Annotated in this window: 28 protein-coding genes, 1 pseudogene and 1 riboswitch; of the genes and pseudogenes, 13 read left to right on the top strand and 16 right to left on the bottom strand. The window is 60.5% G+C overall.

Features of this window, described 5'->3' with window-relative positions; genetic code table 11:
- Positions 1–597: 597 nt before the first annotated feature.
- Positions 598–852 (bottom strand): hypothetical protein, encoded by a 255-nt coding sequence (locus tag E1K68_RS18660; RefSeq protein ID WP_034136027.1) that lies wholly within the window; start codon positions 850–852, stop codon positions 598–600.
- A 32-nt stretch (positions 853–884) separates the two neighbouring features.
- A complete protein-coding gene (locus E1K68_RS18655) occupies positions 885–1,427 on the bottom strand; it encodes a GNAT family N-acetyltransferase (protein ID WP_212614532.1) in 543 nt (180 codons plus the stop codon).
- 160 nt (positions 1,428–1,587) lie between these two features.
- On the opposite strand from E1K68_RS18655, the gene E1K68_RS18650 reads away from it, so the two are divergent.
- Positions 1,588–1,821, top strand: coding sequence for a hypothetical protein (locus E1K68_RS18650; protein WP_212614531.1), 234 nt, complete (start codon positions 1,588–1,590; stop codon positions 1,819–1,821).
- A gap of 6 nt (positions 1,822–1,827) precedes the next feature.
- Here E1K68_RS18650 and E1K68_RS18645 read toward each other — a convergent pair whose 3' ends face one another.
- Positions 1,828–2,322, bottom strand: a complete 495-nt coding sequence (locus E1K68_RS18645) for a GNAT family N-acetyltransferase (RefSeq protein WP_212614530.1) — start codon at positions 2,320–2,322, stop codon at positions 1,828–1,830.
- A 119-nt stretch (positions 2,323–2,441) separates the two neighbouring features.
- Here E1K68_RS18645 and E1K68_RS18640 point away from each other — a divergent pair, with 119 nt between their 5' ends.
- A complete protein-coding gene (locus E1K68_RS18640; RefSeq protein WP_212614529.1) occupies positions 2,442–2,957 on the top strand; it encodes a GNAT family N-acetyltransferase in 516 nt (171 codons plus the stop codon).
- A 165-nt stretch (positions 2,958–3,122) separates the two neighbouring features.
- Here E1K68_RS18640 and E1K68_RS18635 read toward each other — a convergent pair whose 3' ends face one another.
- Positions 3,123–3,587, bottom strand: coding sequence for a MarR family winged helix-turn-helix transcriptional regulator (locus E1K68_RS18635; protein ID WP_005789819.1), 465 nt, complete (start codon positions 3,585–3,587; stop codon positions 3,123–3,125).
- A 97-nt stretch (positions 3,588–3,684) separates the two neighbouring features.
- Here E1K68_RS18635 and E1K68_RS18630 point away from each other — a divergent pair, with 97 nt between their 5' ends.
- Together E1K68_RS18630 and E1K68_RS18625 are read left to right on the top strand one after the other, a co-directional pair.
- Positions 3,685–4,053: an antibiotic biosynthesis monooxygenase family protein gene (locus E1K68_RS18630; RefSeq protein ID WP_005789817.1), complete on the top strand. Its 369-nt coding sequence runs from the start codon at positions 3,685–3,687 to the stop codon at positions 4,051–4,053.
- 32 nt (positions 4,054–4,085) lie between these two features.
- Positions 4,086–4,544, top strand: a complete 459-nt coding sequence (locus E1K68_RS18625) for a hypothetical protein (RefSeq protein WP_212614528.1) — start codon at positions 4,086–4,088, stop codon at positions 4,542–4,544.
- Between the two features lie 85 nt (positions 4,545–4,629).
- Here the strand turns inward: E1K68_RS18625 and E1K68_RS18620 are convergent.
- Both E1K68_RS18620 and E1K68_RS18615 read right to left on the bottom strand, forming a co-directional pair.
- Positions 4,630–4,934, bottom strand: a pseudogene (locus E1K68_RS18620) (transposase); the annotation flags it as partial.
- Positions 4,935–5,531: 597 nt separating this feature from the next.
- Entirely contained in the window at positions 5,532–5,765 is a 234-nt protein-coding gene (locus E1K68_RS18615; protein ID WP_122734552.1) for a DUF6124 family protein, read from the bottom strand.
- Between the two features lie 455 nt (positions 5,766–6,220).
- On the opposite strand from E1K68_RS18615, the gene E1K68_RS18610 reads away from it, so the two are divergent.
- Positions 6,221–6,667, top strand: a complete 447-nt coding sequence (locus tag E1K68_RS18610; protein ID WP_212614911.1) for a GNAT family N-acetyltransferase — start codon at positions 6,221–6,223, stop codon at positions 6,665–6,667.
- A gap of 155 nt (positions 6,668–6,822) precedes the next feature.
- Here E1K68_RS18610 and E1K68_RS18605 read toward each other — a convergent pair whose 3' ends face one another.
- The 3 genes from E1K68_RS18605 to E1K68_RS18595 are packed head-to-tail and all read right to left on the bottom strand — an operon-like array spanning position 6,823 to position 10,887.
- Positions 6,823–9,054 carry a GMC family oxidoreductase gene (locus tag E1K68_RS18605; RefSeq protein WP_212614527.1) on the bottom strand — a complete coding sequence of 744 codons (2,232 nt, stop codon included), beginning with the start codon at positions 9,052–9,054 and terminating at the stop codon, positions 6,823–6,825.
- Positions 9,051–9,542 carry a hypothetical protein gene (locus E1K68_RS18600; RefSeq protein ID WP_003192607.1) on the bottom strand — a complete coding sequence of 164 codons (492 nt, stop codon included), beginning with the start codon at positions 9,540–9,542 and terminating at the stop codon, positions 9,051–9,053. The genes E1K68_RS18605 and E1K68_RS18600 overlap by 4 nt, the downstream gene beginning before the upstream one ends.
- Positions 9,543–9,546: 4 nt before the next feature.
- Positions 9,547–10,887 carry a cytochrome C gene (locus E1K68_RS18595; RefSeq protein ID WP_212614526.1) on the bottom strand — a complete coding sequence of 447 codons (1,341 nt, stop codon included), beginning with the start codon at positions 10,885–10,887 and terminating at the stop codon, positions 9,547–9,549.
- Between the two features lie 325 nt (positions 10,888–11,212).
- Between E1K68_RS18595 and E1K68_RS18590 the strand changes: the two genes are divergently transcribed.
- On the top strand, positions 11,213–11,776 hold the full coding sequence (locus E1K68_RS18590; RefSeq protein WP_057711849.1) for a nucleotidyltransferase family protein: 564 nt from the start codon (positions 11,213–11,215) through the stop codon (positions 11,774–11,776).
- A 105-nt stretch (positions 11,777–11,881) separates the two neighbouring features.
- Here E1K68_RS18590 and chrA read toward each other — a convergent pair whose 3' ends face one another.
- Positions 11,882–13,075, bottom strand: coding sequence for a chromate efflux transporter (gene chrA, locus E1K68_RS18585; protein ID WP_212614525.1), 1,194 nt, complete (start codon positions 13,073–13,075; stop codon positions 11,882–11,884).
- A gap of 164 nt (positions 13,076–13,239) precedes the next feature.
- Between chrA and E1K68_RS18580 the strand changes: the two genes are divergently transcribed.
- From E1K68_RS18580 to E1K68_RS18570, 3 genes are read left to right on the top strand one after another with little or no spacing between them, the layout of a single operon-like run.
- Positions 13,240–13,680 (top strand): TspO/MBR family protein, encoded by a 441-nt coding sequence (locus E1K68_RS18580; RefSeq protein ID WP_003192600.1) that lies wholly within the window; start codon positions 13,240–13,242, stop codon positions 13,678–13,680.
- Positions 13,680–14,609 (top strand): alpha/beta hydrolase, encoded by a 930-nt coding sequence (locus tag E1K68_RS18575; protein WP_212614524.1) that lies wholly within the window; start codon positions 13,680–13,682, stop codon positions 14,607–14,609. The genes E1K68_RS18580 and E1K68_RS18575 overlap by 1 nt, the downstream gene beginning before the upstream one ends.
- The gene (locus E1K68_RS18570; protein ID WP_212614523.1) at positions 14,599–15,090 is read left to right on the top strand and encodes a GNAT family N-acetyltransferase; all 492 of its coding nucleotides are present in this window, start codon (positions 14,599–14,601) and stop codon (positions 15,088–15,090) included. Before E1K68_RS18575 ends, E1K68_RS18570 begins: the two co-directional genes overlap by 11 nt.
- A gap of 307 nt (positions 15,091–15,397) precedes the next feature.
- On the opposite strand, the gene E1K68_RS18565 is transcribed toward E1K68_RS18570, so the two are convergent.
- From E1K68_RS18565 to E1K68_RS18550, 4 genes are all read right to left on the bottom strand, one after another.
- The gene (locus E1K68_RS18565) at positions 15,398–16,162 is read right to left on the bottom strand and encodes an ABC transporter ATP-binding protein (protein ID WP_003192596.1); all 765 of its coding nucleotides are present in this window, start codon (positions 16,160–16,162) and stop codon (positions 15,398–15,400) included.
- Positions 16,159–17,163, bottom strand: coding sequence for an iron ABC transporter permease (locus E1K68_RS18560; RefSeq protein ID WP_003192595.1), 1,005 nt, complete (start codon positions 17,161–17,163; stop codon positions 16,159–16,161). The genes E1K68_RS18565 and E1K68_RS18560 overlap by 4 nt, the downstream gene beginning before the upstream one ends.
- A complete protein-coding gene (locus tag E1K68_RS18555) occupies positions 17,160–18,170 on the bottom strand; it encodes an ABC transporter substrate-binding protein (protein ID WP_034134156.1) in 1,011 nt (336 codons plus the stop codon). Before E1K68_RS18555 ends, E1K68_RS18560 begins: the two co-directional genes overlap by 4 nt.
- 114 nt (positions 18,171–18,284) lie before the next feature.
- Positions 18,285–18,478, bottom strand: a riboswitch (cobalamin riboswitch).
- A gap of 119 nt (positions 18,479–18,597) precedes the next feature.
- The gene (locus E1K68_RS18550; protein ID WP_169912650.1) at positions 18,598–19,527 is read right to left on the bottom strand and encodes a DNA/RNA non-specific endonuclease; all 930 of its coding nucleotides are present in this window, start codon (positions 19,525–19,527) and stop codon (positions 18,598–18,600) included.
- 136 nt (positions 19,528–19,663) lie between these two features.
- Between E1K68_RS18550 and E1K68_RS18545 the strand changes: the two genes are divergently transcribed.
- Positions 19,664–20,725, top strand: coding sequence for a M4 family metallopeptidase (locus tag E1K68_RS18545; RefSeq protein WP_003192590.1), 1,062 nt, complete (start codon positions 19,664–19,666; stop codon positions 20,723–20,725).
- A gap of 29 nt (positions 20,726–20,754) precedes the next feature.
- Positions 20,755–21,060 carry a protealysin inhibitor emfourin gene (locus E1K68_RS18540; RefSeq protein WP_003192587.1) on the top strand — a complete coding sequence of 102 codons (306 nt, stop codon included), beginning with the start codon at positions 20,755–20,757 and terminating at the stop codon, positions 21,058–21,060.
- Positions 21,061–21,074: 14 nt separating this feature from the next.
- Here E1K68_RS18540 and E1K68_RS18535 read toward each other — a convergent pair whose 3' ends face one another.
- Positions 21,075–22,196 carry an NADH:flavin oxidoreductase gene (locus tag E1K68_RS18535; protein WP_003192585.1) on the bottom strand — a complete coding sequence of 374 codons (1,122 nt, stop codon included), beginning with the start codon at positions 22,194–22,196 and terminating at the stop codon, positions 21,075–21,077.
- Between the two features lie 99 nt (positions 22,197–22,295).
- Between E1K68_RS18535 and E1K68_RS18530 the strand changes: the two genes are divergently transcribed.
- Positions 22,296–22,697 (top strand): helix-turn-helix domain-containing protein, encoded by a 402-nt coding sequence (locus tag E1K68_RS18530; protein WP_003192584.1) that lies wholly within the window; start codon positions 22,296–22,298, stop codon positions 22,695–22,697.
- Positions 22,698–22,708: 11 nt separating this feature from the next.
- Here the strand turns inward: E1K68_RS18530 and E1K68_RS18525 are convergent, their stop codons facing one another.
- Positions 22,709–24,103, bottom strand: a complete 1,395-nt coding sequence (locus E1K68_RS18525) for an aldehyde dehydrogenase family protein (protein WP_169856056.1) — start codon at positions 24,101–24,103, stop codon at positions 22,709–22,711.
- 254 nt (positions 24,104–24,357) lie between these two features.
- Here E1K68_RS18525 and E1K68_RS18520 point away from each other — a divergent pair, with 254 nt between their 5' ends.
- On the top strand, positions 24,358–25,230 hold the full coding sequence (locus E1K68_RS18520) for a LysR family transcriptional regulator (RefSeq protein ID WP_057711847.1): 873 nt from the start codon (positions 24,358–24,360) through the stop codon (positions 25,228–25,230).
- Positions 25,231–25,241: the final 11 nt, after the last annotated feature.

Raw genomic sequence — 25,241 nt, 5'->3', positions numbered from 1 at the left:
ATCCAAATGTGGGAGCTGGCTTGTCGGGTCGCCGCATCGCTGCGAAGACGGCCTGCCAGCCGACGCCAATCTACCTGACCCCCACGATCCAACTGTGGGAGCTGGCTTGCCTGCGATGACGGCCTGCCAGCCCACGCCAATCTACCTGACACTCAGCGATCCAACTGTGGGAGCTGGCTTGCCTGCGATGGCGGCCTGCCAGCCGACGCCAATCTACCTGACACCCCGCAATCAAACTGTGGGAGCGGGCTTGCTCGCGAAGGCGGCCTTATAGGCGACACAGCTGTACCGAGTACATATCCATTCCTGCGGTAACGGCCACTTAGGGTTCCACCCTGACGGCGGCTCACTTTGCAAAAGCGGCAAAGTAAGCAAAACGCTCTTGCCCCACCACTCGGCACCTCGCCTAGGCTCGGTGTGCCCGTAATCCGCCGGCATCCCTGCCGGTTTACCCCCCAAATCCCTGTCGAATTCCGGCCAGCGTGGTTTAACGGGGCGCCTAAGATCAAGATCAAAAGCAGATCAAGATCAACAGCGGCTCGCTTCGCATCGTGGTTACCGTTGAGCGCTACAGAGTTGTCTGGATACCTATGCTGATCAGAGCGGGAGCGATTGAAGTGCGGGACGCAAGCGTTGCCACTCATTCCAGCAATCCTCGGCAACGATATCCGGGTAACCCCGTTCTTGTTCCATCGCCAACGCGGTGGAGAAGGTTACCGCAATGCAAGTGGCCTGGTCGCGGAGATCGCAGACTTCGACTTCGTTGAGCGGGGCGCCTTTTTTCGATTCGGCGGCCGTCAGCACGGCGGCAAGGGCGGGGACAAAAACCAGGCAGAGGGGCTCGGTAGACATCAGCTTTTTCCTGAGTAGGGTGGGTGGTGCGCTTATTCTTCAGGGTTGATCAACGACCTCAACGTATGATCCTCCCAAACGCCAGCAATCTTCAGATAGGCTCGCGCATAACCTTCCTTTTCAAACCCCAGCGACTCCAGAAGGCGCTCACTTCGCACATTGCGGGGTAAATGATTGGCCATGATCCGGTGAAGACCCAACTGCTCAAAGCAATGACGGTTAGTGACCTGAAGTGTTTTTTTCATCAGGCCACGGCCTTGGGCAGATTCCGCCAACGAGAAGCCGAGATGACAGGCCTGAAAAACGCCCCTCACAATGTTCGTGTAGTTACACCGCGCTAGAACCTCTCCGCTCTTGGGTTCAAGCAAGAGGAAACACAGAGCGTTACCAGCGTGCATATTGTTTACCTGCTGCTCCACCCTGGCCTTGGCGTTGCCAGTGGTGAAGTATTCCTCGTCCCTGAGCGGCTCCCAGGGTTGCAGATGCCTGCGGTTGACGCGTTCGTAACGGCTGACCTTCTCGAAATCATCGCTGCACAATGGCCGAAGGCAGTAGCCCTCAACGCAATACTCCATAAACCCCTCCAGATTTATCAATTCCCCAATCTGACTGCATAGCCGCAAAGAATAGCGCCGCTGCGCGTAAAGCGACCCCTTTCATGGCAAACAGGTCTACCATGCCAGCCCCGGCAGTGGTTCCACTCGCTCCCGAACTCCATTTTTCAAGGTAGCGATAATGTCCATCGACCAGATCTCCCTCCCCAAAGGCGTCGGCCCCCACGCCGCCAAGCTGCTTGACGCTATTACTGGCGCCTCCACCCATGAAGAACTTAACCGCGCTGGCGGTAAAGCCGAGGGTTTTGTGCTGGGGCTGGAGGCCACCAAGGCGATCAAAAGCCAAATTGCAGAGTCGCTGTACGTGGCGTATGACGACGCGGCGAGCAATCGGGCGGGTGAACTGAGGGGCTAGTGCAAGTCAGTCCATGGTTCCGGAATGAGGGCCAATCGCCGGAATAGGCTGACGAACATAATAATTGTCGAACTCACTGCTTTCGATGAACTGGAAGCCATGGCGGGTATAAAAGCGATTCGAAGCGCTTTCTTTGAGAGCACCCACTTTTAAAGGAAGCGCAGCCGCATCCGCCTCTTTGAAAACCTGAGCGAGAACGGCAGACCCTACCCCTGACCCTTGCGCGCTCGGCCTTACATACAAGTGGTCGAGCAAGAGCTCATTGGGGTGATGTTTGACCACTACGAAACCTACCCGCTCTCCAGCTGCCTCGATATAGCGTGTATTGCGAGCTTCAAAGCCGCCAAGAAACCGCTCCCGCGCACGCACTGGGTCAAATCGCCCAACACGCTCCAGACTTTCGCGCATGGCCTCAATTCGAATGGCTACCAGATTATCCAAGTCGCTTTGTTGAACTGGGACCAAAATGATCGGGGAATTTTGATTGGGTGCGACGGGCATATTGTGTGCTCCAACTACCATCCTGGGGCCCCAGTATAGAGAGCCTGATACTGATGAGGCGACCTGCATGGTATGTTCACGGCATACATGGAGTAACGGCCCCCAGGAAGGAAATTGCAATGCCAGTGGACACCCACGCAATCCGCATTCTCTCGCAACGCCTGAGCATTGAGCCCTTCTGTGAGCAGGACGCTGTTGACTCTTTCCCTTGTATCACACCGTCTCTGACTCGCTATATGTCCTGGGAACCGCCTGCCTCGCTGGAAGAGTACGCACACGTTTGGGGGCGGTGGCTGCCTGCGATAGCGGATGGCAGCGACATTGTGTTTACGATCAGAGAGCGGGTGAATGCCCGTTTTACCGGCCTGGTCGGGCTGCACCATACCGGCAGCGAAACACCGGAATTGGGTATCTGGATCCGTGAAGATAAACATGGGTTGGGGTTTGGTGGTGAAGCGGTGCGGGCGGTTGTTCAGTGGGCTAGCCAGTGGGTGGTGGCAAAGTACTTTATCTACCCTGTTGCGACGCAGAATCGTGCGAGTCGACGTATTGCCGAAGCTTTGGGGGGAGTTGTTATCGAGAGGCGGGCGGCGGAGAAATATGATTCGGTTGTGTATCAGATACCGGGGGTTTAACCCTGGGAATCAGGTTGTCCGGATGCCTGTCTTTGGCCGAGGGCTGCCCCTCGTGACCGGCTGATATCGACCAGAAGCGGACGTCCGTGAGCACCGTTTACAAGCTGATCCGGTCTTTTGTTGCCTGAGCTTTTGACAAGCTCGATTATGCCGGGGCTGGCCGGGTCAGTCGGCCTGGTCTTCCTCAAGCCTATTGCGCAGGTGGTTTAGAACCTGATGGGTAGTCTGGATAGCATCGATGTCCAACCCCTCCGCCAGCTCATTAATCCAGGGCGTCTGAAGATTCATCGCCAGATCGAATGCTTCTCTTCCAGCGTCAGTCAGGACAACCAACTGCGCCCTGCGGTGGTGTGGGTTCGGCTGAAACTCCAGCAGTCCATCCTTCACCAGATCGTTAACGATCCGCTGAACGTTTTGCCGATTTGCCCCCATGTCGCGAGCAATCCATGAAACCGGTTGTGCTCGTTCGGCGTACACAATAGTACCCAGTAGTTGCCAGCGGGCGCTTGTCAGACCTAGCTCTGCGACGAGTCGATCGCCTGCAGTAAGCAGACGCGCACTTGCTCGAAAGATCTCAAGAACCAGATCGCTCATGGCGCGTCCTGGGGGGGTGTAGTTTGTCTTTTTCATGGCGCGAATCCTTCCACGTTGACACCATGATGTCAATCGCAGTAGGTTTGGAACTTGAAAACCAAATTGTCATCATGATTACAATATAGAGGTCGCCATGCTTTCTATTCGCCCCCTTGATCCGATCGTGCCCATCACTCAGCAGCTGCATTGCAGCGAAGCTCCAGTGGTATTGATCAACCTCTTCACTGTCGACGCAGACGATATACCTGACCTCCTTTGCGCATGGGAGCTGGATGCCAACTGGATGAAACAACGTGCCGGTTTCATCTCCACGCAGCTCCATCAGGCCATCGGTGGCAGCAACATGTTCTTGAATTACGCCGTATGGGAATCGGTAGAGCGGTTTCGCGATGCTTTCAATCATCCAGAATTCACCAATGCCTTGGCGCGGTATCCCTCAAGTGCCTTGGCCATGCCGCATCTGTTCACCAAGGTAGCGGTGTCGAATATCTGCACGGCCTGAGTATTAACCAACTGTCTGACGGTATTAGATAAATGCTTAGACGATTACATCTGATCTCCAGCACGCTGGCACTGATCTGCATCGCCACCTTCTTTCTGTCGACTATTTTTGTCGAGCTCATCGGATCCGGACATTCGATAGCCTCACTCAAGCACCTGATCGTGAGTCCCGGGCTTTGGATACTGGTACCGACAATGATTGCGACCGGTGCAAGTGGAGTGCTAATGAGTCGGAAACGACAAGGACGACTGGTCGCTTTGAAGAAGAAACGTATGCCATTCATTGCCGCCAATGGCCTGCTGGTTCTGATGCCGTGCGCCATTGTGCTTAACCAATGGGCGTCGGCGGGAAGCTTCGATACGCGTTTTTACCTCGTACAGGTAATCGAACTGATCGCAGGGGCCACCAATCTCGCATTAATGGGGTTGAATATGCGTGACGGCCTGCGCCTCAGCGGCCGACTGCCGCGGGTTGCACTTCACAGACAGTAAGCTGAATACTTGTTTCTGCTTGTCTAAAAGAGTGGAAAAGGGGACGGATTTATTTCTAGGAAAATAAATCCGTCCCCTTTTCGATTGGAATCAAACGCCCGGTCAGCCACATCAATTCAACGTTACGCTGGGCTTCTCGCTCCAAGCGCCGGCTCGACTGAATTCGGTTGAGATAGCCGTAGATGTAGATCTTCAGCAGGATCGCAGGGTGATAACCAGGTCGGCCTGTATCAGCAGGAATAGCGCTATCAAACCCCAAATTGACTAAGTCGAGTTCGTCGACAAAGACGTCGACTACGCGAACCGGATTGGTATCACTGACGTAGTCGTCAAGGCTTCGGGAAGCAGGGTGCTTTGTCCGCGATAGTCACCTTGGATGAAACGTTTCATAGGCAATCCTCCGTTATCACTTTGGGCAATCGTAGCAACGTTGGAAGACTCTTGATGTACTCTGATGCAAGAAAGTAATGCTAGTAAATTTGGAGCTTAAGGACCTGCCCATGGATGTGATTTCAGCGCACCTATTTTCTACAAATCACCGTACTCAAATTGAAGGAAGCGATCACTGTGGCTGTTTTTACTGCTTAGGTGTGTTTTCGCCCTCAGAAATCACTGAGTGGGTTGATCTAGATAGCACCGCTCTGTGTCCGAAGTGCGGGATCGACTCGGTCATCGGTTCAGCATCCAGTCTGCCGATTACCCCTGAATTTCTTTCGAAAATGCACGCACACTGGTTCTAGAATATCCCGTCATTCGACGGCATCCCTTCGGTTTGAGCCCTACAGACTAGCTTTACCTCAGTGCCACACGTTTCTGCTAAGTATTTACACACTCTGGGCCGAAAGCAGTCGCCGCTCTCGTCATCGCAGATGGCTTTGTGCCGAGGCTGAATCCACCAAAGCCATCAAGCGCCAACTCGCCGAGTCGTTGTATGTGGTCTACAACGACGCGGCGAGTCATCGGGCTAATGAGTTGAAGAGCTGATCATCAGCCAGGGCAGGGCGCTTCGCGGTCAAGGAGTCTGGCGGTGAGGAGTACGCCCAGTTCGCTCAGTTGGTGGATGGCGAGGGCGATGTCGCGGTGTTTGCCGTTGAGGTCTTCGGACAGGTCGAGCAGCAGGGTGCTGACGCTGGTGAAGGTTTCATAGCTGTTGGTGATGAGGGTTTCGTTGCTGGCGTTGGGGGCAATGGTGAAGAGCGTGGTTGAATCTGATTTGAGCATGTTTGAATTCCTGTTTAGGGCCACCATCCTTTAGCTACTAAACATAAGGGTGGCGGCTGTGCGCAGGTTAGTAGACCGGGGAATCCAAACAAAGCCGGCGCACCCGAAGGTGCCCTGCGCACAGCCACCATCAAACACAGACGCAATGTCTGATCGATGAAACTTGTGCACATTGTTTGGATAAACCCTCAGGCTACTAAACCCGATCACTGAACAATTCAGTGATCGAGCCACCTTAGAGACGGCTACCCCAGCGCACAAGCCGGCGGATTCTGACGCAGGCGTAGGCAATGTAGCAAGGTGCGGCAGGGGAATCGGATTTTGCCTTCAGGCGCTGCGTGATCGTTTGGGTTTTTCGCGAGCAAGCTCGCTCCTACAGGAGTGACCTTGCAGTGTTCATCACCTCAAACGAAATTGTTAGCATTGAACGAGTTTCATATTGGAGGCAGGGATGGATGAAACGATATGAGGTTCAACCGATCACACACCTTCCGCGCCAGATACAGGCGCTGGAAAAGGAAGCCGTTGGCGAAGGTTTCAGGTTCCTCAGCCGTCTGATTAACGAATGGCACTCTGGAGCAAATCGCTTTGATGCACCCGGCGAGTGTCTGATGGCGGCCTATTTGAACCAGCAACTGATAGGCATCGGCGGTCTTTCAGTTGATCCCTATGCTGACAATAATGTGGCCAGACTGCGACGGGTGTATGTCGCAGCTTCGTCAAGGGGGCAACACGTCGGGCAGGCGCTGGTAAAGGCGCTTGTTGAACGTGCCGCTCTCAGGTTTCAGGTCGTGCGTCTTTTCACGGATACGGCTGAAGGAAGCGCCTTTTATGAGCGCTGTGGCTTCATGCGAACAGATGAGGCTCAGGCGACTCATATCATGCGGCTTGGAGGTTTCTGAGGCGGGCAGCTATTGGCCGGTTTCAGCCTGTCACAACCAGCGGCAATGGCTCACTGCGTTAGGCGTGGCCGATAGCTTGTAAGTGACGGGATTGAGAGAGCAACCCCACAACACTGCAGCCTCGCCGCAGCACTGTGGGGTTGCTATGACAGCGCCTACACCGCCCCGAAACGCACCTCCACCGACAGGCTGCCCTGGTTATCGCTCAGGCCAGCCCCGTAACGCCCGGTCAGGTCGTCATTGATGCACAATTGCAACTCCCCCTGCTGGCCACGCGGCAATTGCGCCTGGTTGCCCACCAGGAACGGCGCGCCGCTGGTGCCGATACGGCCGATCAACGCGCCTTCCGCTTGACCGGGCAAGGTATAGCCGGGCTTGGCGGTCAAGCCTGGGTTGCCCGCCGCGCCGACCATGCCGGTGCCCGGGTTGGCCGTCCACTGCCCACCGGTGCACACCGCCATTTGCCAGCTATGCCCGTTGACCTGCACGCCGGTGCCCTGCCAGGCCTGGTTGGCCTGCACCTGCACGGTACGCTTGAGCAGATCGCTGGCGACCACGTCGGCGGCCTGGAAGGTCAGCGCGGTGATGGTCAAGGTCGGGTTGGCGGTGCCGGTGGAGGGGAACACGCCGTCGCCGACCAGGAACAGGTTGGGGTGGTCCCAACTGCGCTGGTCCTTGTCCACCACCGAATATCTGCGGTCCGAGCCCATGCGGTAGGTGCCCATCAGGTGGCCAGCGCCGTAGAACGCGTAGTTCTGGTGGTCGTATTCGAACACCGTTTGTGCGCCGAGCTTTGGGTCGAGCTTGGGGTTCAGGTTGGTCAGTTCGGTGGCGCCCATCAGCTTGGTGATGATATGCGTGGCGGCCAGGCGTGCCTGCTTGAAGCCCTCCTTGGTGTAGTCGGACAGTTCGTAGGCGATCTGCGGCCTGGTCAGGCCCAAGCCGTCGGTGAACCCCTTGGCTCTCTCTACCCGGCACAGCGCTTTGTCGGGGTCTTTCTCGACCTGCTCGATCAAGAAGGCCAGACGGAACTGGCGGGTCAGCACGCTGTTGAGCTGGCGCACCAGCTCCACGCCGGACAACGTCTTTTTATCAGGGTTGGCGCCGCCTTCGTTGGTGCCGTCGATGAAATCGCAGACCGTGGCGTACGGATCATTCGCCGACCAATTCCAGCCCTCGTTGCCGATCTCGATACGCCAGGCGGCACGCTGGCTGCGGAACGGGCCATCGCGCATGTCTTCGATCCCCGAGGTGGACAACGGCCCACGGAACGGGAACAGCGGCTTGCCTTCGGGCATCAGGCCCCAGGCCAGGTACACCGGGTGGTCGGCCAACGACTTGCCGACCTGGCCGCTGCTGTTGGCCACGCCGTTGGGTCTGTCCGGGCTGGCCGAGTTGAGCAGAAGCTTCGGCGTTTCGATCGCATGGGCGGCGATCACGTAGCGCTTGCCCTGGGCCTTGCCGTTCTGGCGGGTGCCGTTGTTCTGGTACTGGATGAAATCGATACCCGTGACCCCATTATTGTCATCGACCTGCACCTGGCTCGCCACGCATTGGTAGAGGATGCGCACGTTGCCGGTATCCAGCGCCTTGGCCATGGTCACGGTGGCGTCGTACTTGGCCTGGATCGGGCAGATCGGCGTGCAGCTGGTGTTGCCGGCGCACACCCGGCGACCGTTGTCGTTCTGCGAGTTACGCCCGGCTGGAGTTTGCCGCACTTTTAGGGTGACGCCCTGGTACTGCGTGCCATCGACGGCTTTGCCCACGCCCTGGTCGACCAACGACGGCGGGATGCCGTGCATGCTGTATTGATAGCCCTGCGGGAAGGTCACGCCCAGGTAGCTCTGCGACGCCACATCGGCGGAAACGCCCATCTCTTCCTCGGCGCGGCAGTAGGCGGTTTGCAGGTCGTCGTAGCTGATCGGCCAGTCGACCCCGACCTTGTACACGCTCTGCATGCGAAAGTCGTTGGGCAACAGGCGCAGGGCCGTGCCCATCCAGTGCCACATGGTACCGCCGCCTACCCGCTCGTAGGTGCTGGCGAACAGTTGCTTGCCCTTTTGTACCAGGTAGCTCTTCTGCAGCTTGTTCGGATCGTCGCTGCCGGCGGTGATCAAGTCTTGGATAGTCGCTCGCGGGGCGAACTGTTTGGCCGGGGTCTGCTCGGTCTGCTCCGGTGGGTAGGGCGACTCGGGCGCCTTGAGCACGGCCGTGTAGAAACGCTCCAGGTACTCGCTGCGGTTGGGCGGTATGGCCGGGCCCGACTCGAGCACCAGCACTTTCAAGCCAGCCAGGCCCAACTGATAGGCCATGACGCTGCCGGCCATGCCGGCGCCCACGACGATTACATCGGCGGTTTCGATGTTCTGGGTGTGTAGAGTGCTCATGGTTGCTGCCCTTCCTTGGCGTCGACACCGGTGAATTGCTTGAGGGTCGGTGGCTGCTCGGCCCAGTAGCCGAAGTGGTATTGGCTGTAGCCCATAGGGTGGGACTGGGCGATCTTCCACGCCCAGCTTTCCTTGTAGGCCTGGTCGGAGACCACGCGGATGTCACCCTTGTGGGCGGTGCCCTGGTCATAAGGCTGGTACCAGCTACCAAGCAGCCACAGCTTCATGATCGAGCGCGCGCCCTGGGCGATCTGCGGGTCAGAGTTGCCGAGCACGGCGCTGGCGATTTGCTCAGGCGGTTGGTTTTTGATGCGGGCGAATAGCGTCAGCAGGTTGCTGAACGCAGCGGTGCCCATGCCTTGCTCGGCAGTGGCCAAGAACAGCGGCGGCAGGTTGACCGGGTCGAGCAAAGGCGCCAGCAGTTTGGCTGACAGGCCAGTGAGCACGGCGGACAGGTCGATGAAGTTTTGCAGGTTTGGGTCGCTCATGGCATCACTCCTTGGCACCGGTGGATTGGGCACGTTCAAGCAGGAAGGTGAAATCGGCGAAACTGGTGCGCGGGGACTGGGTCACCCGGGTGGTCGCGTTGTTGTGGCACTCCATGCAACTGGACGAGGCCTGTGGCGTGGTGCCCTGGTTGTAGGTTTCCAGCGTGGCGTTGGCCAGGAAGGTCGGGGCAGGCGTGCCCAGCGGGTTGGTTGGCGACGGCACCTTGCAGTCATCGGCGGGGGCGGTTGGCCATTGGGTGCTGATCAGTTGGTAGTTGGCCCACACCGTGCCCTTGAGCGCGCCTTGCCACTGCGCGTTGAGCTGGTGGGTCGCGGCAGTGAGCGGGATTTCCCGTACGATCTGCGAGGGCGTGGCCTTCTTCGACGGGTCCCACGGTTGCGCGGGTGGCTCGTTCACGGGGAGGTTGCTGGCCTGGGCGTTGTAGAACAGGTAGGGGCCCTTGCGCTCGTTCATCGGTGTGGTCTCTTCCGGCACGTTGCGCACGTGCTCGAAGCTGGACCATACCCACTGCGGCGCCTCTTTGGTCTTGTGCACGATGTGCAGGCCGACCAGCCCGACCTGCTGCGCGCTGCACGACTCGGGGATCACCGCGCCCGTGTTCGGGTCGGTGTTGCCGGGGGTGTAAACCAACGCGTCGACGGCGTGGAATTCCTGCGGGTTGTCGTTGCTGCCGAGTACCTTCCAGGCCGACTTGACCATGATCGCGCCGACCTGCTTATCCTCCTTCACGCCGCAGGAGAAGGCGATGCGGCTGTCGGCCTTGGTGAAGAAAGCCTGCTGGCCTTCCTTGCTGTAGAGGCCATTGTTGACGATGTCGTTGAACATCGGCTGGTTGACCATGATCGCGTTGCGCGTGTAGGTGCCGTTCTGGTCCACCAGCGGGCCGGTCTTGAACGGCTGGATGAATTCGTCGAGCACACCGGCGACCTTGCCCATCTGTTGCAGCACGGGCAGGTTCCCCTTGCCTTGGCAGGCGGCGGGTGGCGGCGTGTGCTGGTCCCAGGCGACCGGCTTCTGGCCTTGGGGCAGGAAAATCGCGTAGCTCTCTTTCCACGACTCCCAAACCGTCTGCCCCGGCGCGCCGATCTGCGCCGAGGTGTTGGCGCTGCCGTCGGCGTTGGCGGGCCAGTTCAGGGCGACGAAGGTCTGCCACGACAGCACGTCGAAATCGTGTTGCAGGCTGTCCAGGGTGATGGGAGGGTTGGCGGTGACGTCGAAGGGGATCGCAGGTGACAGTACCGGCGGGGTGGCCGTATCGGCCATGGCGAGCGCGCTGGTGAAGCTTGCACCCAGGCACGCCAACTGTTTCAGGGTTATTTTCATTATCGTCTCCTCAGCAGATAACGCGTCGGGACGATGAGGCGGACTGGCCCTTCATGGACCGAATGTTCAGCGTAATCCCTGACGCTAAGCTGAAGGCTAGCCGTTGCGTCAGAACCCTCAGAGATATCCGACTAAAGGTAGGGATAAGCAGGATTGGCGCACGGCGGCAGATGCAGGCGTAGGCAATGGAGCAAGGTGTGGCGGGGGGGATTGGGTTTTGCCTTCAGGCGTTGCGTGATCGTTTAGGATTTTCGCGAACGAGCTCGCTCCTACAGGAGTGCCATATTCGGGTGTTATGGTTGCGGCAGGCTATGGAGGACTGAACATGACATTGACTGTCGACACCTTGCTCGAATTGGCCATGGCCAACCCGATCAATGCCCAAATCACGGCGCGCCTGCCGGATCTGGGTGTGCAGCAGTGCCTGCTCACGGCGGGCTGCCTGTTCCAGGCGGTGTGGAATCATCAGGCGAATCTGCCGGCCGATCAGGGCGTGAAGGATTACGACGTTTTTTACTTTGATGAGGATGTTTCGTACGAGGCGGAGGACGCGGTGATTCGCCGAGCACAGGCGCTATTTGAGGACCTGGGCGTGAATGTAGAGGTCAAGAATCAGGCGCGGGTGCACCTTTGGTATGGGCAGCGGTTTGGCCGGCCTTATCCGCAGTTGCATTCGGCTCGGCAGGGGGTTGACCGTTACCTGGTGGCGGGCACGTGCATTGCGCTGGATATTGCCTCGGGCGAGGTGTATGCGCCTTATGGCCTGGAGGATGTGGAGCAGGGTGTCTTGCGCATCAACCCTTTGCATCCGGAGCCTGAGCTGTTTTTGCACAAGGCCAGGAGTTATCAGGCGCGTTGGCCGTGGCTCAAGATTGTCGAGCCGGGCTGAGCCCCAATGCTGTAGGAGCGAGCTTGCTCGCGAAAATCGTTAACGATAACGCGTGCCTTCAGATTGAACGCGGCGCCTGTGAGTTTTTCGCGAGCAAGCTCGCTCCTACAGTAACGTGCCGAGTAGGCCGCAACTTATCACTACCAGCCATGGCGGCAGTTTCCACACCATCAACACGGCCAGTGCCAGCAACGCCAGGGCGAGGTCGTAGCCGTTGAAAATCGCACTGGTCCACACCGGCTGGTACAGCGCCGCCAACAACAGGCCAACCACCGCCGCGTTCACCCCGGCGAGCGCGGCTTGGGTGCGCGGGCTTTTGCGCAGGTTGGCCCAGAAGGGCAAGGCACCGAAGATCAGCAGAAACGACGGGGCGAAGATCGCCAGCAGCGCGATCACCCCGCCAAGCCAACCGCTCGGGGCGTGGGTCATGGAGGCGCCGAGGAAGGCGGCGAAGGTGAACAGCGGGCCGGGCACGGCCTGGGTGGCGCCGTAGCCGGCGAGGAAAACATCGTTGCTGACCCATTGGCTGGGCACCACTTCGGCTTGCAGTAGCGGCAATACCACGTGGCCGCCGCCGAATACCAGCGCGCCGGTGCGGTAGAAGGCGTCTACCAGCGCCAGTGTGGGGTTAAGCGCCCATGCGGCGAGGAGCGGCAAGGCCACCAGCAACAGCAAAAACAGCATCAACCATAGGGCCCCGGCGCGGCGGCTGATGGCAATGGGCAGGGCGTCGGGCTCGGCACTGCTCTCGGGCTTGAACAGCAACAGGCCGGCCACGCCTGCGACCACCATGACCCCGACTTGAGCCCAAGCGGAGGGTTGCAGCAACACCACGCAGGCGGCGATCAACATCAACGCCACCCGTAAAACGCCTCGGCACAGGTTGCGTGCCATGCCCCACACAGCCTGGGCCACCACGGCTACGGCGACGACCTTGAGGCCGTGCAGCGCGCCATGGGGGAGGGCGCCGCCGTAGTGGGCCAGCCCCAGGGCAAACAGGATCAGGACGATGGCCGATGGCAAGGTGAACCCGGCCCAGGCTGCCGCCGCGCCCCGGTAACCTGCTTGGGACAGGCCCAACGCGATACCGACCTGGCTGCTGGCCGGGCCTGGGAGGAACTGGCACAGCGCGACCAGTTCGGCATAGCTGCGCTCGCTGAGCCAGCGGCGGCGGGTGACGAACTCTTGGCGAAAATAGCCGAGGTGCGCAATCGGCCCGCCGAAGGAAGTGAGGCCCAGGCGCAGGAAGATCAGGAACACTGACCAGGGGCTGCTGCGGTGATCGGCAAGCTGGGGCAAGGGGACGTCTCGGGCAGCGATGCTGGATGTTGCCGACCATAACCAATTTTCATGACGCGCAGAAGAGCGGGTATTTTGCTGCTCCCATTGAATTTATCCGAGGTTGCTTGAGTCACTCAAAGCAGTGCATTGTTTTTCCATCCACAGGACCTCAAGGACCGACCATGACCTTTTTCATCTTCCTGCTCGCCTGCGCCGCCGCCGCCAGCACTGGCGTGATCTTCAAACCCGGCGCCTGGTACGAATCCCTGGTCAAGCCCAGCTTTACCCCGCCTAATTGGCTGTTCCCGGTGGCATGGACGATCATTTACCTGCTGTTGGCCTGGGCCGGTTACCGCTTGACCTTGATCCCCGGCAGCGAAATGGTGTTGGCCCTGTGGGCGGCGCAGATCGCGTTGAACACGCTGTGGACGCCGGTGTTCTTTGGTGCCCATCGCTTGTTCGCGGGGATGGTGATTATCGTGCTCTTGTGGCTCACCGTAGCCGCCATGGTAGTGCTGGCCGTGCGCCTGGATTTGATCACCGGCCTGATCCTGTTCCCGTATCTGGCGTGGCTGTGCGTGGCCGCGGCGTTGAACTTCTCGATCCTGCGTAATAATCGCTGATGGCCTACCAGCATTGGCCCGCCAGCGAGCCCGAACTGGCCCAGATGCGCCGCTTCAATCAGAAACTGGCGTGGATGCCGCGCTTTAAAGTCCGCAACCGCGTGACACCGCGTCTGATCCAGGCACTGCTACGCGCTAGCCAGACGTTCAAGAAGGCGCCCGTGGTTGAGCTGAAAAGGCTGGGCACGGTGCCCGTGCGCATCTTGCGCCCCAGTGGCAAGCCCAAAGGCGTGGTGCTGGATATCCACGGCGGTGGCTGGGTGATCGGCAATGCGCAAATGGATGACGACCTTAACCTTGGCATGGTCAACGCGTGCGATGTGGCGGTGGTGTCGGTGGATTATCGGCTGGCGGTGGATACGCCAATTGAAGGGCTGCTGGATGACTGCCTGACGGCTGCGCGCTGGCTGTTGGCGGACTGCCCGGAGTTTGCCGGCCTGCCGGTGTTTTTTGTCGGTGAGTCGGCCGGCGGGCACCTGGCGGCGGCCACTTTGTTGGCGCTCAAGCAATGGCCCGAGTTACTCCAGCGGGTCAGCGGCGCGGTGTTGTATTACGGCGTCTACGATTTGACCGGCACCCCCAGCGTGCGCACGGCCGGGCGGGACACGCTGTTGTTGGACGGGCCGGGCATGGTCCAGGCGCTGCGCCTGCTGACGCCGGGGATCAGCGACGAGACGCGCCGTCAGCCACCGTTGTCGCCCTTGTATGGGGACTTTGAAGGGCTGCCGCCCGCGTTGATGTTTGTGGGTGAACTGGACCCGCTCAAGGATGACACTCTGCTGATTGCCGAGCGATGGGCGGCGGTGGAGGCCCATCTCTTGCCGGAAGCGGCCCATGGGTTTATTCACTTTCCGGTGGCGATGGCTGATCGCGTGTTGGCTTACGCTCGCCAGTGGATAACGGGCCGGATCCTTGGCAATGAGCGTTAGTATCGAGGCGGTGCAGGCCGCTGACATTTCCCAGGTGCTGAGCTTCGCTTTGCAGGCGCGTGATGAACTGTTTCCCACGCTCAGTGCCACCGGAGTACCCCAGGATCTGGCGCAGTTTGAAGCCCTCTACCTTGAGGGCAGCGGGCGATTTTTGATTGCTCGTGCTGAAGGCCGGATCGTTGCCTCCGTGGCTTATCGGCCCTACGACGGCCGTTTCCCCCAGTTGAACTACCAGGGCCGCAACACGGTGGAAGTGGTGCGCCTGTATGTGCTCCCGGCAGCACGACGCTTGGGCCTGGCGGGCCGGTTATACCGCTCGCTGCAAGCGCTGGCGCGGGCCGATGGCGTAGAGATGATGTACTTGCATACCCATCCGTTTCTGCCCGGTGCGATTGATTTCTGGCGCAGGCAGGGGTTTGAGGTGGTGGATGTCGAGGCCGACCCGATATGGCAAACCACCCACATGCACCTGCCTCTGTAGAACCAATGTGGGAGGGGGCTTGCCCCCAGTGGCCGTTACCGCAGGAATGGATATGTACACGGTCCAACTGTGTTGACTGTCAAACCGTCTTCGCAGGCAAGCCAGCTCCCACAGTTGGATCGCGGTGCGTCAGTTAGATCAGCGTCGGCTGCCAGGCCGTCGCGGGAGCAAGCTCCCTCGCCACAGGTTTAGCGTCGTACCGAAGTTCTGTAGATACCTATGCTCATCGGGGGCAAGCCCCCTCCCACATTTGGATCACAGTTGGCAGTCAGACCGTCACCAGAGCAAGCTGCCCCAACGTACGGATTCAGTTGGAGCGCAGGCGCAGGATTTGCGCGCCGTCGAACGGGTCCGTCAGGTAATGCCCCTGCACTCCGAATGTCTCCTGCAAACGCTGCGGCGTCAGCACCTCAAGCGGCGTACCCAGCGCCACCAGCCGCCCGCGATCCAGCACGGCCAGGCGATCACAGGTCAGCGCCTGATTCAGATCATGCAGCGCAATCAAGGTGGTCACCGGCAAGCCTTGCACGCCTTTCAAGATCGCCAGTTGATGCTGGATATCCAGGTGATTGGTCGGCTCGTCCAGCAACAAAATCTGCGGGCGCTGCGCCAGGGCGCGGGCGATGTGCACGCGTTGGCGTTCGCCGCCAGAGAGGCTGCGCCAGGCGCGTTGGCTCAGGTGGGTGGCGTCTACGTCGTGCAGCGCCTGGTGCACGATGGCGTCGTCTTCACGCGACCACGGGCTCAGCGCCGACAGCCAGGGCGTGCGGCCTAGCGCCACGGCGTCGAACACGCGGATGGCGTCGTCGGTGTCGGCCTGTTGCTCCACCACCGCCAGCTGTTGCGCGATGGTGCGGCGTGACAACCCACCGACCCGCTTGCCGCCCAGGCGCACTTCACCGCTGGCCGGCGGGCGCAAACCGGCGAGTAATTTGAGCAGGGTGGACTTGCCCGAACCGTTCGGCCCGACGATGCCCAGGGTTTCGCCCGCCTGCACGTCCAGGTCGATACCGTCCAGTAACTGGGCCTCACGCACCTTGAAACCCAGGCCGCTGCAACTGAGCACGCTCATCGGGCGTTCCTCCGGCCAATCAAAATCAACGCAAACACCGGCGCGCCCACCAGTGCCGTGACCACCCCAACGGGAATCACTTGGCCCTTGATCAGGGTGCGTGACAGCACATCGGCGGCGATCAGAAACAGCGCGCCGCCCAAGGCGCTGGCCGGCAGCAAGCGCGAATGCCCGGTGCCAAGCAACAGGCGCACCGCATGGGGAATTACCAAGCCGACAAACCCGATGGAGCCGACGATGGACACCATCACCGCCGTCACCAGCGCGGCGCAGGCCACCAGCACAAATTGCACGCGGCGCACCGGGATGCCGAGGGAGGCCGCCGAGTCGCTGCCGAAGGTGAACGCATCCAGTGCACGCCGGTGCCACAGGCACACTGCGAGCCCCACGACCGCCACCGGCACCGCCAACCACACCGACGGCCAGCGCACGCCGCTGAGGTTTCCCAGCAGCCAGAACATAATGCCGCGGGCTTGTTCGGAGCTGGCCGACTTGGTGATCAGGAACGCGGTCAGGGCATTAAACAACTGCGAGCCGGCGATGCCCGCGAGGATGATCTGCCCGGTACCGCTGGACGATCCGCTGGCCCGCGCCAGCAGCGTCACCAGCGCAAATGCCGCCATCGCCCCCACAAACGCGCCCGCCGACAACGACACCAAGCCACCGCCCACGCCGATCAAGGCGACGAGCACTGCGCCGGTTGACGCGCCGGCGCTGATGCCCAGCAGGTACGGGTCGGCCAGCGGGTTACGCAGCAGTGATTGCAGGATCACGCCGCACGTTGCCAACCCTGCGCCGCAGGCTGCGGCCACCAGGGCGCGGGTGAGGCGGTAGTTCCACACCACACCTTCGTCGATGGGGTCCAGTACGTAGCCGGCGGCCCAGAGTTTATTGGCGAGCACCTGCAGCACCACCTGCGGTTCGATGGCGGTTTCACCGATGGCGACGCCAGCGAGCAGGGCGAGCAACAGCAGCGCCAGGGCGAGTAGGGTGCGCATCATTTGCCCAGGTGGTAGCCGTCGATGGCGGCGGCCAATTGTTCAAGGCCCTCGAAGGTGCGCAGGCTCGCCTGCAAGGCAAGGGCGTCGAGGATGATGATGCGGTTGTTCTTCACCGCGTCCATGTTGCGGGTTACCGGGTCACTGCGCAGGAAGGCGAGTTTCTTTTCATGGTCGTCGGCCGGGTAGCGGCGGCGGTCCATGCGTGCGATCACCAGGAAGGTGGGGTTGGCCTTGGCGATGGTTTCCCAGCCGACGGCAGGCCACTCCTCATCGGACTGCACCACGTTACGCAGGCCAAGGGTTTGCAGCATGAATTGCGGCACGCCTTTGTGGCCGGCTACGTAAGGGTCGCTGGCCATTTCGGCGCTGGAGAACCACACCAGTGCACTGGCTTGCTGCAAGCCCTTGCCCTGGGCCGTGGCGACGGACTTGGCCAGGCGCGCCTTGAGTTCGTCGGTCAGTTGTTGGCCGCGATCCTGCACGTCGAAAATCTGCGCCAGTTGCTGGAGGCTCTGGTAGATCGTCTCGATGCGAAAGGGCTCCAATCGCGTGCCGTCGGCACCCACCAGGTTGTCCTTGCCTTCGCAGTCGGACGGCAACAGGTAGGTGGGGATCTTCAGTTCATGAAACTGCTCACGGGTGCCGACCACGCCTTGGGGGCCCACCACCCATTCCAGCTCGGCGGCCACCAGTTGCGGGCGCTTGGCGAGTACGGCTTCGAAGCTGGGCTCGTTGTTGGCCAGGCGCTCGATGCGATCGTCCTGGGCCTTGTACTGCGCCGCCACGTTGTTGAACCACAGCGAAGTGCCGACCACCTTGTCGCCCACGCCCAGGGCGTAGAGCATCTCGGTGGCGGCCTGGCCGATGGTGACGCTGCGGGCGGGGGCGTGCTGGAAGGTCAGGGTGCTGCCGCAGTTTTGCAGGGTCAGCGGGTACTGAGTGGGCGCGGCTTGCGCCAGGGCACACACACTCAAACCTGCGATCAGGGCGGTAACGCGTGGCAGCATGAGGCGATCTCCTTGTGAACCGTAGGTGCAGCAGGGGAGGTACGGCTCGGAAATACGCCCATGGAGGCTGCTGAAGCGCAGGGCCAGGATGTCCTTCCCGGACACCCCGCCGGTTAGTGAATTAGCTGGGCCGGCAGGTCTCCTGACTGATGCGTCGTCGCCATGCCCCGCCTTCCCGGACGTGGTCCAGTGGCATTCGAGGGCAGGCTCGGCATCTACAGTTGCGGGGGCAGTTTCGGTTCACGCCGCGTGCGGCGTTTCGAATTCCCTGTTAGTCCCATACGGGAACCGGCGGCCGTATGGTAAGCGATCACACCCTGTAGGAGCGAGCTTGCTCGCGAAGGTCGCTAACGTTAACGCGGGGAGCCTGGTGCGCCGCGGTGCTCTCGGGTGCTTCGCGAGCAAGCTCGCTCCTACAAAGGGATCGTCAGAGCCGAATATCCTGGGGGCCGCGGATCAGCGCTTCGATCCGGGTACCTGTGGCGCGCTCTTCGTTGCTGAAGCCGTCGTAGTCGGCCAGGTTGGCGAAGCGGATGCCGGTCAATTGTTCGATCGCGATCACGCTGCGCTGGTAGGTTCTGAGCTGACCGAACACCAGGTCCAACTGATCCAGCTCGCGTCGCTGGTCGATCATGTAGGCACTGGCGGACGGTTTGCCGTCGTCGCTGAGGTAGGCCACCACTTTCCAGAATGCCTGGGGGATTTTTACCCCGCGATAAACGCGATCGTTGTCGCTGAACACCGGGCCGCTGAACACCGTGGCCCGGGCTTTCCAGCGCTGGGTGTTGTCGAGGATGTAGTCTTCCAGTTCCAGCCAGGTCTTCTGGTTGAAGCCGCTCATTTGAGGGGAGCAGTTGGTGAAGTGAAAGGTGTCGAAGTTGGCGGTGTTGGCCTCGTCGCCCCAGTTGGGGTCCTGGCGCCGTACCAGGTGGCCGCGGTCCAGGCCATTGCCGGCATAGAGGTCTTCACCTACCTGCGCATCCAGGGGCAGGCGGCCATCGTAGGCCCAGGTGTCGTTGCTGCGCGTGATGTCTACATGCTTGGCGCCGTCGATATTCACCCCCACGTAGAGCGCCAGTCGTCGAGAGCGCGACAGGGTGATGGAGAAATGCGTGTAGTCCAGACGCTTGGGTTGCACGTCGCCCGCCAGTGGCTGGTCAACCGTGGGCCATGGCACCACGAAGTCGCTGAGGAAATCGTCGGCATAGCCAGTGCGGTTTTTGAGGTCCTTGGCGGAGGTGACACGCGGCGTCGCGGCTCTGGCTTCCAGCAGGGTGGGGCTGAGCGCGACCAATGGGCGCAGGTCGGCGAGCCTTGGGCGGTGGGAAAGGTCGATGTTGGCTGTGCGGGCGGGCATGGGCATGTTCCTTATGGGCCTCGGATAAACACCACTGAAACACAAACTCATGACAATTTGGCCCAGGGGGCGAACACAGGGCTATCCTGAAAACCGTTACCCGGACGTTCACCACACGCCAAAAAGGAGCCAGCTCATGTGTGTTCGCCAACCGCGCAACCCGATTTTTTGCCTGATCCCGCCGTACATGCTCGACCAGATCGCACGCCACGGCGACAAAGCCCAACGGGAAGTCGCATTACGCACGCGTGCCAAGGACAGCACGTTTCGTTCGTTGCGCATGGTCGCGGTACCCGCCAAGGGGCCGGCCCGCATGGCACTGGCCGTGGGCGCCGAGAAGCAACGCTCGATCTACAGTGCCGAAAACACCGACAGCCTGCCCGGCAAGCTGATCCGCGGCGAAGGGCAGCCCGCCAGTGGCGATGCCGCGGTGGACGAAGCCTATGACGGCCTGGGCGCGACCTTCGATTTTTTTGACCAGGTCTTTGATCGCAATTCCATCGACGATGCGGGCATGGCGCTGGACGCCACGGTGCACTTCGGCCAGGACTACAACAATGCGTTCTGGAATTCGACCCAGATGGTGTTCGGCGATGGCGACCAGCAGTTGTTCAACCGCTTTACCGTGGCACTCGACGTCATTGGCCATGAGTTGGCCCATGGCGTGACTGAGGATGAGGCCAAGCTGATGTACTTCAACCAGTCCGGTGCGCTGAACGAGTCGTTGTCGGATGTGTTCGGTTCGCTGATCAAGCAGTACGCGTTAAAGCAAACGGCCGAGGATGCCGACTGGTTGATCGGCAAGGGGCTGTTTACCAAAAAAATCAAGGGCACGGCGCTGCGCTCGATGAAGGCGCCAGGCACTGCGTTTGATGACAAGCTGCTGGGCAAAGACCCGCAGCCTGGGCACATGGATGATTTTGTGCAAACTTACGAGGACAATGGTGGGGTGCATATCAATTCCGGCATTCCCAACCACGCGTTCTATCAGGTGGCCACCCGGATTGGCGGGTTCGCCTGGGAGCGTGCCGGGCGTATCTGGTATGACGCACTGCGCGATTCGCGGTTGCGGCCCAATTCCGGGTTCTTGCGTTTTGCGCGCATTACCCACGATATTGCCGGCCAGCTTTATGGCGTGAACAAAGCTGAGCAGAAGGCAGTCAAGGAAGGCTGGAAAGCGGTGGGCATAAACGTTTGACGAAGCCGCCTGAGCGGCGAGGAAAAACCATGCGAATTTCAATCAAGGAAAGCGGCGGACCGGCGTTTTTTCCGGGGTTGGCCAAGCCGCGCACGGTAGAGTTGGACGCGCTGCCCGAGCCTGATCAGCAGGAGTTGCGGCAACTGATTGAAGCGTCGGGTTTTTTCCAGTTGCCGCAAAGCACCGATCCCGAGCCTGGCAACCCAGGCCGGGTGCATTACACCCTGACAGTTGCGGAAGGCAAGCGCGAGCACACGGTCTGTGTGCTCGCGCCGGTGAATCCCCCGGCACTGGACGGGTTGGTGCAGTGCGTGCGACGGCATAGTCGGGGCTGACTTGGGCCTATTGGCTAGATGAGCTCAGCAAGATCCGATGGGCTGAAGGCTTTCAGGCTGGAGGTCTCTCCCGTGCGAATTTTGCTGGCCCACTGTGGGTCGCTCAGTAATGCGCGGCCAACGGCGATGAGGTCAAATTCTTCGCGTTCAAGCCTGTGCACTAGATTATCCAGGCTGGCGGGTTGAGAGCTTTCGCCTCCGAAGGCGGCAAGAAAGTCCCCGGACAGGCCGACCGAGCCCACGCTGATGGTCGCCGCGCCGGTGAGTTTCTTGGCCCAGCCGGCGAAGTTCAGCCCCTGCTCGCCATCCAGTTCGGGAAATTCGGCTTCCCAGAAACGCCGTTGTGAGCAATGCAGGATATCGACACCCGCTTCCACCAGCGGCACCAGCCAGTCCGACATGGCGTTCGGCGTGGTCACCAGGCGCGCGCTGTAATCCTGCTGCTTCCACTGGCTCACCCGCAATATCACGGGGAACGCCGGGCCTACTGCTGCACGTATCGCCTTGACCACCTCTGCCGCGAAACGCGAGCGTTCCTTGATCGATGCACCATTGAACTGGTCGGGACGCTGATTGGTGCCTTCCCAGAAGAACTGATCGAGTAAGTAACCGTGTGCACCGTGTATCTCAACGGTATCAAACCCTAACCGTTTGGAGTCGGCAGCCGCCTTGGCGTAAGCCGCAATCGTGTCGGCGATGGCTTCATCACTCATCGCGTCACCGCGTGGCGTACTGGGTGCGGCGAGGCCGGAAGGGCCTTCGATACCGGTCTCGGGCGCCCAATCGTTGAAGGGATTGCCCACTGATCCGACATGCCAGATTTGCGGTCCCATTTTGCCGCCTGCCGCATGCACGCCGTCGATGACCTGTTTCCAGCCCGCCAATGCCTGGTCGCCATGGAACAGCGGGACGCCGGGGTCGTTACGTGCGCCGGGGCGATCAATGGCGGTGCCTTCTGAGAGAATCAGCCCGACGTCGTGTTCGGCACGTCGGCGATAATAGGCGGCGACGTTTTCTTCCGGTACACCGGTGGGGGAAAACGAACGGGTCATGGGTGCCATGACGATGCGATTTTTCAGGGCCAGGGATTTCAGCGCAAATGGCTGAAACAAAGCATCCAGATTCGTAACACTCATTGCCAGAGACTCCATTTGAAATGAGTCTTGATAGTATATTGTGTATACCTAATATCAATTAGGCACTTTAAAGCTATCAGGTATCCCAGAGGAAACCACATGCTCGATCATGACCCGGCGCTGACTCAAGACGGTACGGTGCCCAAGGTATTCAAAGCCGATTGCTCCAGCCGATTATTGCTTGATCAGATCACCGACAAGTGGTCGGTGCTGATACTGGGCTCTTTGTGCGAAAAACCGCTGCGTTTCAATGAAATCAGGCGTCGCCTGGACGGCATCACGCAAAAAGCCCTGACCCAGAGCCTGCGCCGTCTTGAACGCAGTGGCATCCTGGCGCGCCGGGTCATCCCGTCTTCACAGGTGGCGGTGGAGTACAGCATTACGCCGCTGGGGGGGACGCTGGAAGAGCCGTTCAAGGCGCTTTACGCCTGGACGCTCAGCCATTCGGAAGCGGTGCTGCAGGCGCAGGCGGCGTTCGATGCGCGCACCGACGACGCCTAGCCGTTGCAGCTTTACTTGCGGTCCAGCCACACCGTTTGTGCGTTGCAGAACTCGCGTACACCGAAGTGCGACAGCTCGCGGCCGAACCCGCTCTTCTTCACACCACCAAACGCCACCCGCGGGTCTGACACGCTGAACGCGTTGACAAAGACCCCGCCGGTTTCCAACTGATCGGCAATCGCCCGCGCCTTTGCCGCGTCGCGGGTGAAGATGCTCGCGGTCAGGCCAAACTCGCTGTCATTGGCCAGCGCCACGGCGTGCTCGGCGTCGCGAGCGGTGATGATCGAGGCCACGGGGCCGAACAGTTCCTGTTTGAACGACGTCATTTGATCGGTGACGTCAGCCAGAACGGTCGGTTCGTAGTAATTGCCCGCGCCCGCAACTTTATGGCCACCCAGCAGCAGCGTGGCGCCTTCTTCCAGGGTCGCCTGGACCTGGCCGTGCAGTTCGTCACGCAGATCAAAGCGCGCCATGGGGCCGATATAGGTGGCGGTTGAGGTGGGCTCGCCCATCACCAGGGCGCGGCTGGCTTCAAGGAACTTGGCGGTGAAGGCTTCAACCACGCCCGCTTCGATGATCAAGCGCTTGGCGGCGGCGCAGACCTGGCCGCTGTTCTGGAAACGGCCGATCACGGCGGCTTGCACAGCGGCGTCGAGGTCGGCGTCGTTGAGTACGATAAACGGGTCGGAGCCACCCAGTTCCAGCACGCATTTCTTCAACGCGGCCCCGGCTTGTGAGCCGATGGCGATGCCAGCGCGCACGCTGCCGGTGAGGGTCACAGCGGCGATGCGCGGGTCGGCGATGGCCGTAGATACACCGTCCTGGGTCACGTTGATCACTTCGAATACGCCTTCAGCGAAACCGGCTTTACGCAGCGCCTGCTGGATCAGATACGCGCTGCCCATCACATTGGGCGCATGCTTGAGTACGTAGGTGTTGCCGGCAAGCAGGGTCGGCACGGCGCCGCGCAGCACTTGCCACACCGGGAAATTCCACGGCATCACCGCGAGGATAGGGCCCAGTGGGCGGTATTCGATTCGGGCGCTGCCGTTGTCCACCAGAGTGGGTTCCGGAGCAAGCATGGCCGGGCCGTGGGCGGCGTACCACTCGCTCAGTTGCGCGCACTTTTCGATTTCGGCACGGGCCTGGGCGATGGGTTTGCCCATTTCCAGGGTGATCATTTGCGCCATGTCTTCAGCTTGCTCACGCAGGGCGACAGCCAGGGCCAGCAGGTATTCGGCGCGCTGGCTCACGGGCGTGCGGCGCCAGGTTCTGAAGGCATCGGTCGAGCGGGCGAGGGCGGCGTTCAGCTGTTCTGCGCTTTCATAGGGGTAGCTGCGGACTGTTTCGCCGTTGGCGGGGTTGATCGACAGGGCGTGGGTCTGGTGGGAGATAGCATTGTTCATGGCACCGTCCGGCTGAATGAGTGGAATGGGGCCAGCGTACGGGGCTGTATGTTTTCTGGAAACTGAATAATATTAAGCAATATATTCTCATTACGAGAATATTTGGCCTAAGCTCGTCCCCACGCTCTGCGTGGGAATGCATCCTTTGACGCTCCGCGTCAACGAGCTGTGAGCCAACGATTGGACGCGGAGCGTCCGAGGCAGCGTTCCCACGCAGAGCGTGGGAACGATCATGTACATGATTGGAGAATGACTTGGATCTGGTGCAACTGGAAATCTTCAAGGCCGTTGCCGAGCAAGGCAGCATCAGCGCCGCCGCGCAGTTGATTCATCGCGTGCCATCGAACCTCACCACGCGCATCAAACAACTGGAGCAGGACCTGGGCGTGGAATTGTTTATCCGCGAGAAAAGCCGCCTGCGCCTGTCGCCGGCCGGGTGGAACTTCCTCGGCTATACACGGCGCATTCTTGATTTGGTGCAAGAAGCCCGCGCCACGGTGGCGGGGGAGGAGCCCCAGGGCGCGTTTGCCCTGGGCTCGCTGGAGAGCACGGCGGCCGTGCGTATTCCGGCGTTACTGGCGGCGTATAACCAGCAATACACCAAGGTCGAGCTGGACCTGAGCACGGGCCCCTCGGGCACCATGATCGAAGGCGTGCTGTCGGGCCGGCTGACGGCGGCCTTTGTCGATGGGCCGGTGCTGCATTCCACGCTAGAGGGTGTGGCGGTGTTCGAGGAGGAGATGGTGGTGATTGCGCCACTGCATCACGCGCCAATCACCCGTGGCCAGGATGTGAATGGCGAGAACATCTATACGTTTCGCTCCAACTGCTCGTACCGGCATCACTTCGAACGCTGGTTCTCACAGGATGGCGCGGTGCCGGGCAGGATCTTCGAGATCGAGTCGTACCACGGCATGTTGGCCTGTGTCAGCGCCGGGGCAGGGCTGGCGCTGATGCCGCGCAGTATGCTGGAGAGTATGCCAGGGTGTGCGGCGGTGAGTGTGTGGCCGCTGCCCGACACGTTCCGTATCTTGAATACCTGGCTGATCTGGCGGCGGGGCACGGTGTCGCAGAGTTTGAACAGTTTCGTAAAACTGCTGGAAGAACGCACTCTGCCAGCACCCTAGATCAAATGTGG

Origin of the sequence: Pseudomonas sp. B2021, from assembly GCF_018135665.1 — a bacterium.
Lineage (GTDB): Bacteria > Pseudomonadota > Gammaproteobacteria > Pseudomonadales > Pseudomonadaceae > Aquipseudomonas > Aquipseudomonas lactis.
The sequence above is the reverse complement of the archived record's forward strand: the minus strand, read 5'-3'. Positions and strand labels throughout refer to the sequence as shown.

Excerpts from the sequence above, each read along its gene's own strand:
- E1K68_RS18660 (WP_034136027.1), bottom strand. The coding sequence starts at position 852 with ATGTCTACCGAGCCCCTCTGCCTGGTTTTTGTCCCCGCCCTTGCCGCC.
- E1K68_RS18655 (WP_212614532.1), bottom strand. The coding sequence starts at position 1,427 with ATGGAGTATTGCGTTGAGGGCTACTGCCTTCGGCCATTGTGCAGCGAT.
- E1K68_RS18650 (WP_212614531.1), top strand. The coding sequence starts at position 1,588 with ATGTCCATCGACCAGATCTCCCTCCCCAAAGGCGTCGGCCCCCACGCC.
- E1K68_RS18645 (WP_212614530.1), bottom strand. The coding sequence starts at position 2,322 with ATGCCCGTCGCACCCAATCAAAATTCCCCGATCATTTTGGTCCCAGTT.
- E1K68_RS18640 (WP_212614529.1), top strand. The coding sequence starts at position 2,442 with ATGCCAGTGGACACCCACGCAATCCGCATTCTCTCGCAACGCCTGAGC.
- E1K68_RS18635 (WP_005789819.1), bottom strand. The coding sequence starts at position 3,587 with ATGAAAAAGACAAACTACACCCCCCCAGGACGCGCCATGAGCGATCTG.
- E1K68_RS18630 (WP_005789817.1), top strand. The coding sequence starts at position 3,685 with ATGCTTTCTATTCGCCCCCTTGATCCGATCGTGCCCATCACTCAGCAG.
- E1K68_RS18625 (WP_212614528.1), top strand. The coding sequence starts at position 4,086 with ATGCTTAGACGATTACATCTGATCTCCAGCACGCTGGCACTGATCTGC.
- E1K68_RS18615 (WP_122734552.1), bottom strand. The coding sequence starts at position 5,765 with ATGCTCAAATCAGATTCAACCACGCTCTTCACCATTGCCCCCAACGCC.
- E1K68_RS18610 (WP_212614911.1), top strand. The coding sequence starts at position 6,221 with ATGAAACGATATGAGGTTCAACCGATCACACACCTTCCGCGCCAGATA.
- E1K68_RS18605 (WP_212614527.1), bottom strand. The coding sequence starts at position 9,054 with ATGAGCACTCTACACACCCAGAACATCGAAACCGCCGATGTAATCGTC.
- E1K68_RS18600 (WP_003192607.1), bottom strand. The coding sequence starts at position 9,542 with ATGAGCGACCCAAACCTGCAAAACTTCATCGACCTGTCCGCCGTGCTC.
- E1K68_RS18595 (WP_212614526.1), bottom strand. The coding sequence starts at position 10,887 with ATGAAAATAACCCTGAAACAGTTGGCGTGCCTGGGTGCAAGCTTCACC.
- E1K68_RS18590 (WP_057711849.1), top strand. The coding sequence starts at position 11,213 with ATGACATTGACTGTCGACACCTTGCTCGAATTGGCCATGGCCAACCCG.
- E1K68_RS18580 (WP_003192600.1), top strand. The coding sequence starts at position 13,240 with ATGACCTTTTTCATCTTCCTGCTCGCCTGCGCCGCCGCCGCCAGCACT.
- E1K68_RS18575 (WP_212614524.1), top strand. The coding sequence starts at position 13,680 with ATGGCCTACCAGCATTGGCCCGCCAGCGAGCCCGAACTGGCCCAGATG.
- E1K68_RS18570 (WP_212614523.1), top strand. The coding sequence starts at position 14,599 with ATGAGCGTTAGTATCGAGGCGGTGCAGGCCGCTGACATTTCCCAGGTG.
- E1K68_RS18565 (WP_003192596.1), bottom strand. The coding sequence starts at position 16,162 with ATGAGCGTGCTCAGTTGCAGCGGCCTGGGTTTCAAGGTGCGTGAGGCC.
- E1K68_RS18560 (WP_003192595.1), bottom strand. The coding sequence starts at position 17,163 with ATGATGCGCACCCTACTCGCCCTGGCGCTGCTGTTGCTCGCCCTGCTC.
- E1K68_RS18555 (WP_034134156.1), bottom strand. The coding sequence starts at position 18,170 with ATGCTGCCACGCGTTACCGCCCTGATCGCAGGTTTGAGTGTGTGTGCC.
- E1K68_RS18550 (WP_169912650.1), bottom strand. The coding sequence starts at position 19,527 with ATGCCCGCCCGCACAGCCAACATCGACCTTTCCCACCGCCCAAGGCTC.
- E1K68_RS18545 (WP_003192590.1), top strand. The coding sequence starts at position 19,664 with ATGTGTGTTCGCCAACCGCGCAACCCGATTTTTTGCCTGATCCCGCCG.
- E1K68_RS18540 (WP_003192587.1), top strand. The coding sequence starts at position 20,755 with ATGCGAATTTCAATCAAGGAAAGCGGCGGACCGGCGTTTTTTCCGGGG.
- E1K68_RS18535 (WP_003192585.1), bottom strand. The coding sequence starts at position 22,196 with ATGAGTGTTACGAATCTGGATGCTTTGTTTCAGCCATTTGCGCTGAAA.
- E1K68_RS18530 (WP_003192584.1), top strand. The coding sequence starts at position 22,296 with ATGCTCGATCATGACCCGGCGCTGACTCAAGACGGTACGGTGCCCAAG.
- E1K68_RS18525 (WP_169856056.1), bottom strand. The coding sequence starts at position 24,103 with ATGAACAATGCTATCTCCCACCAGACCCACGCCCTGTCGATCAACCCC.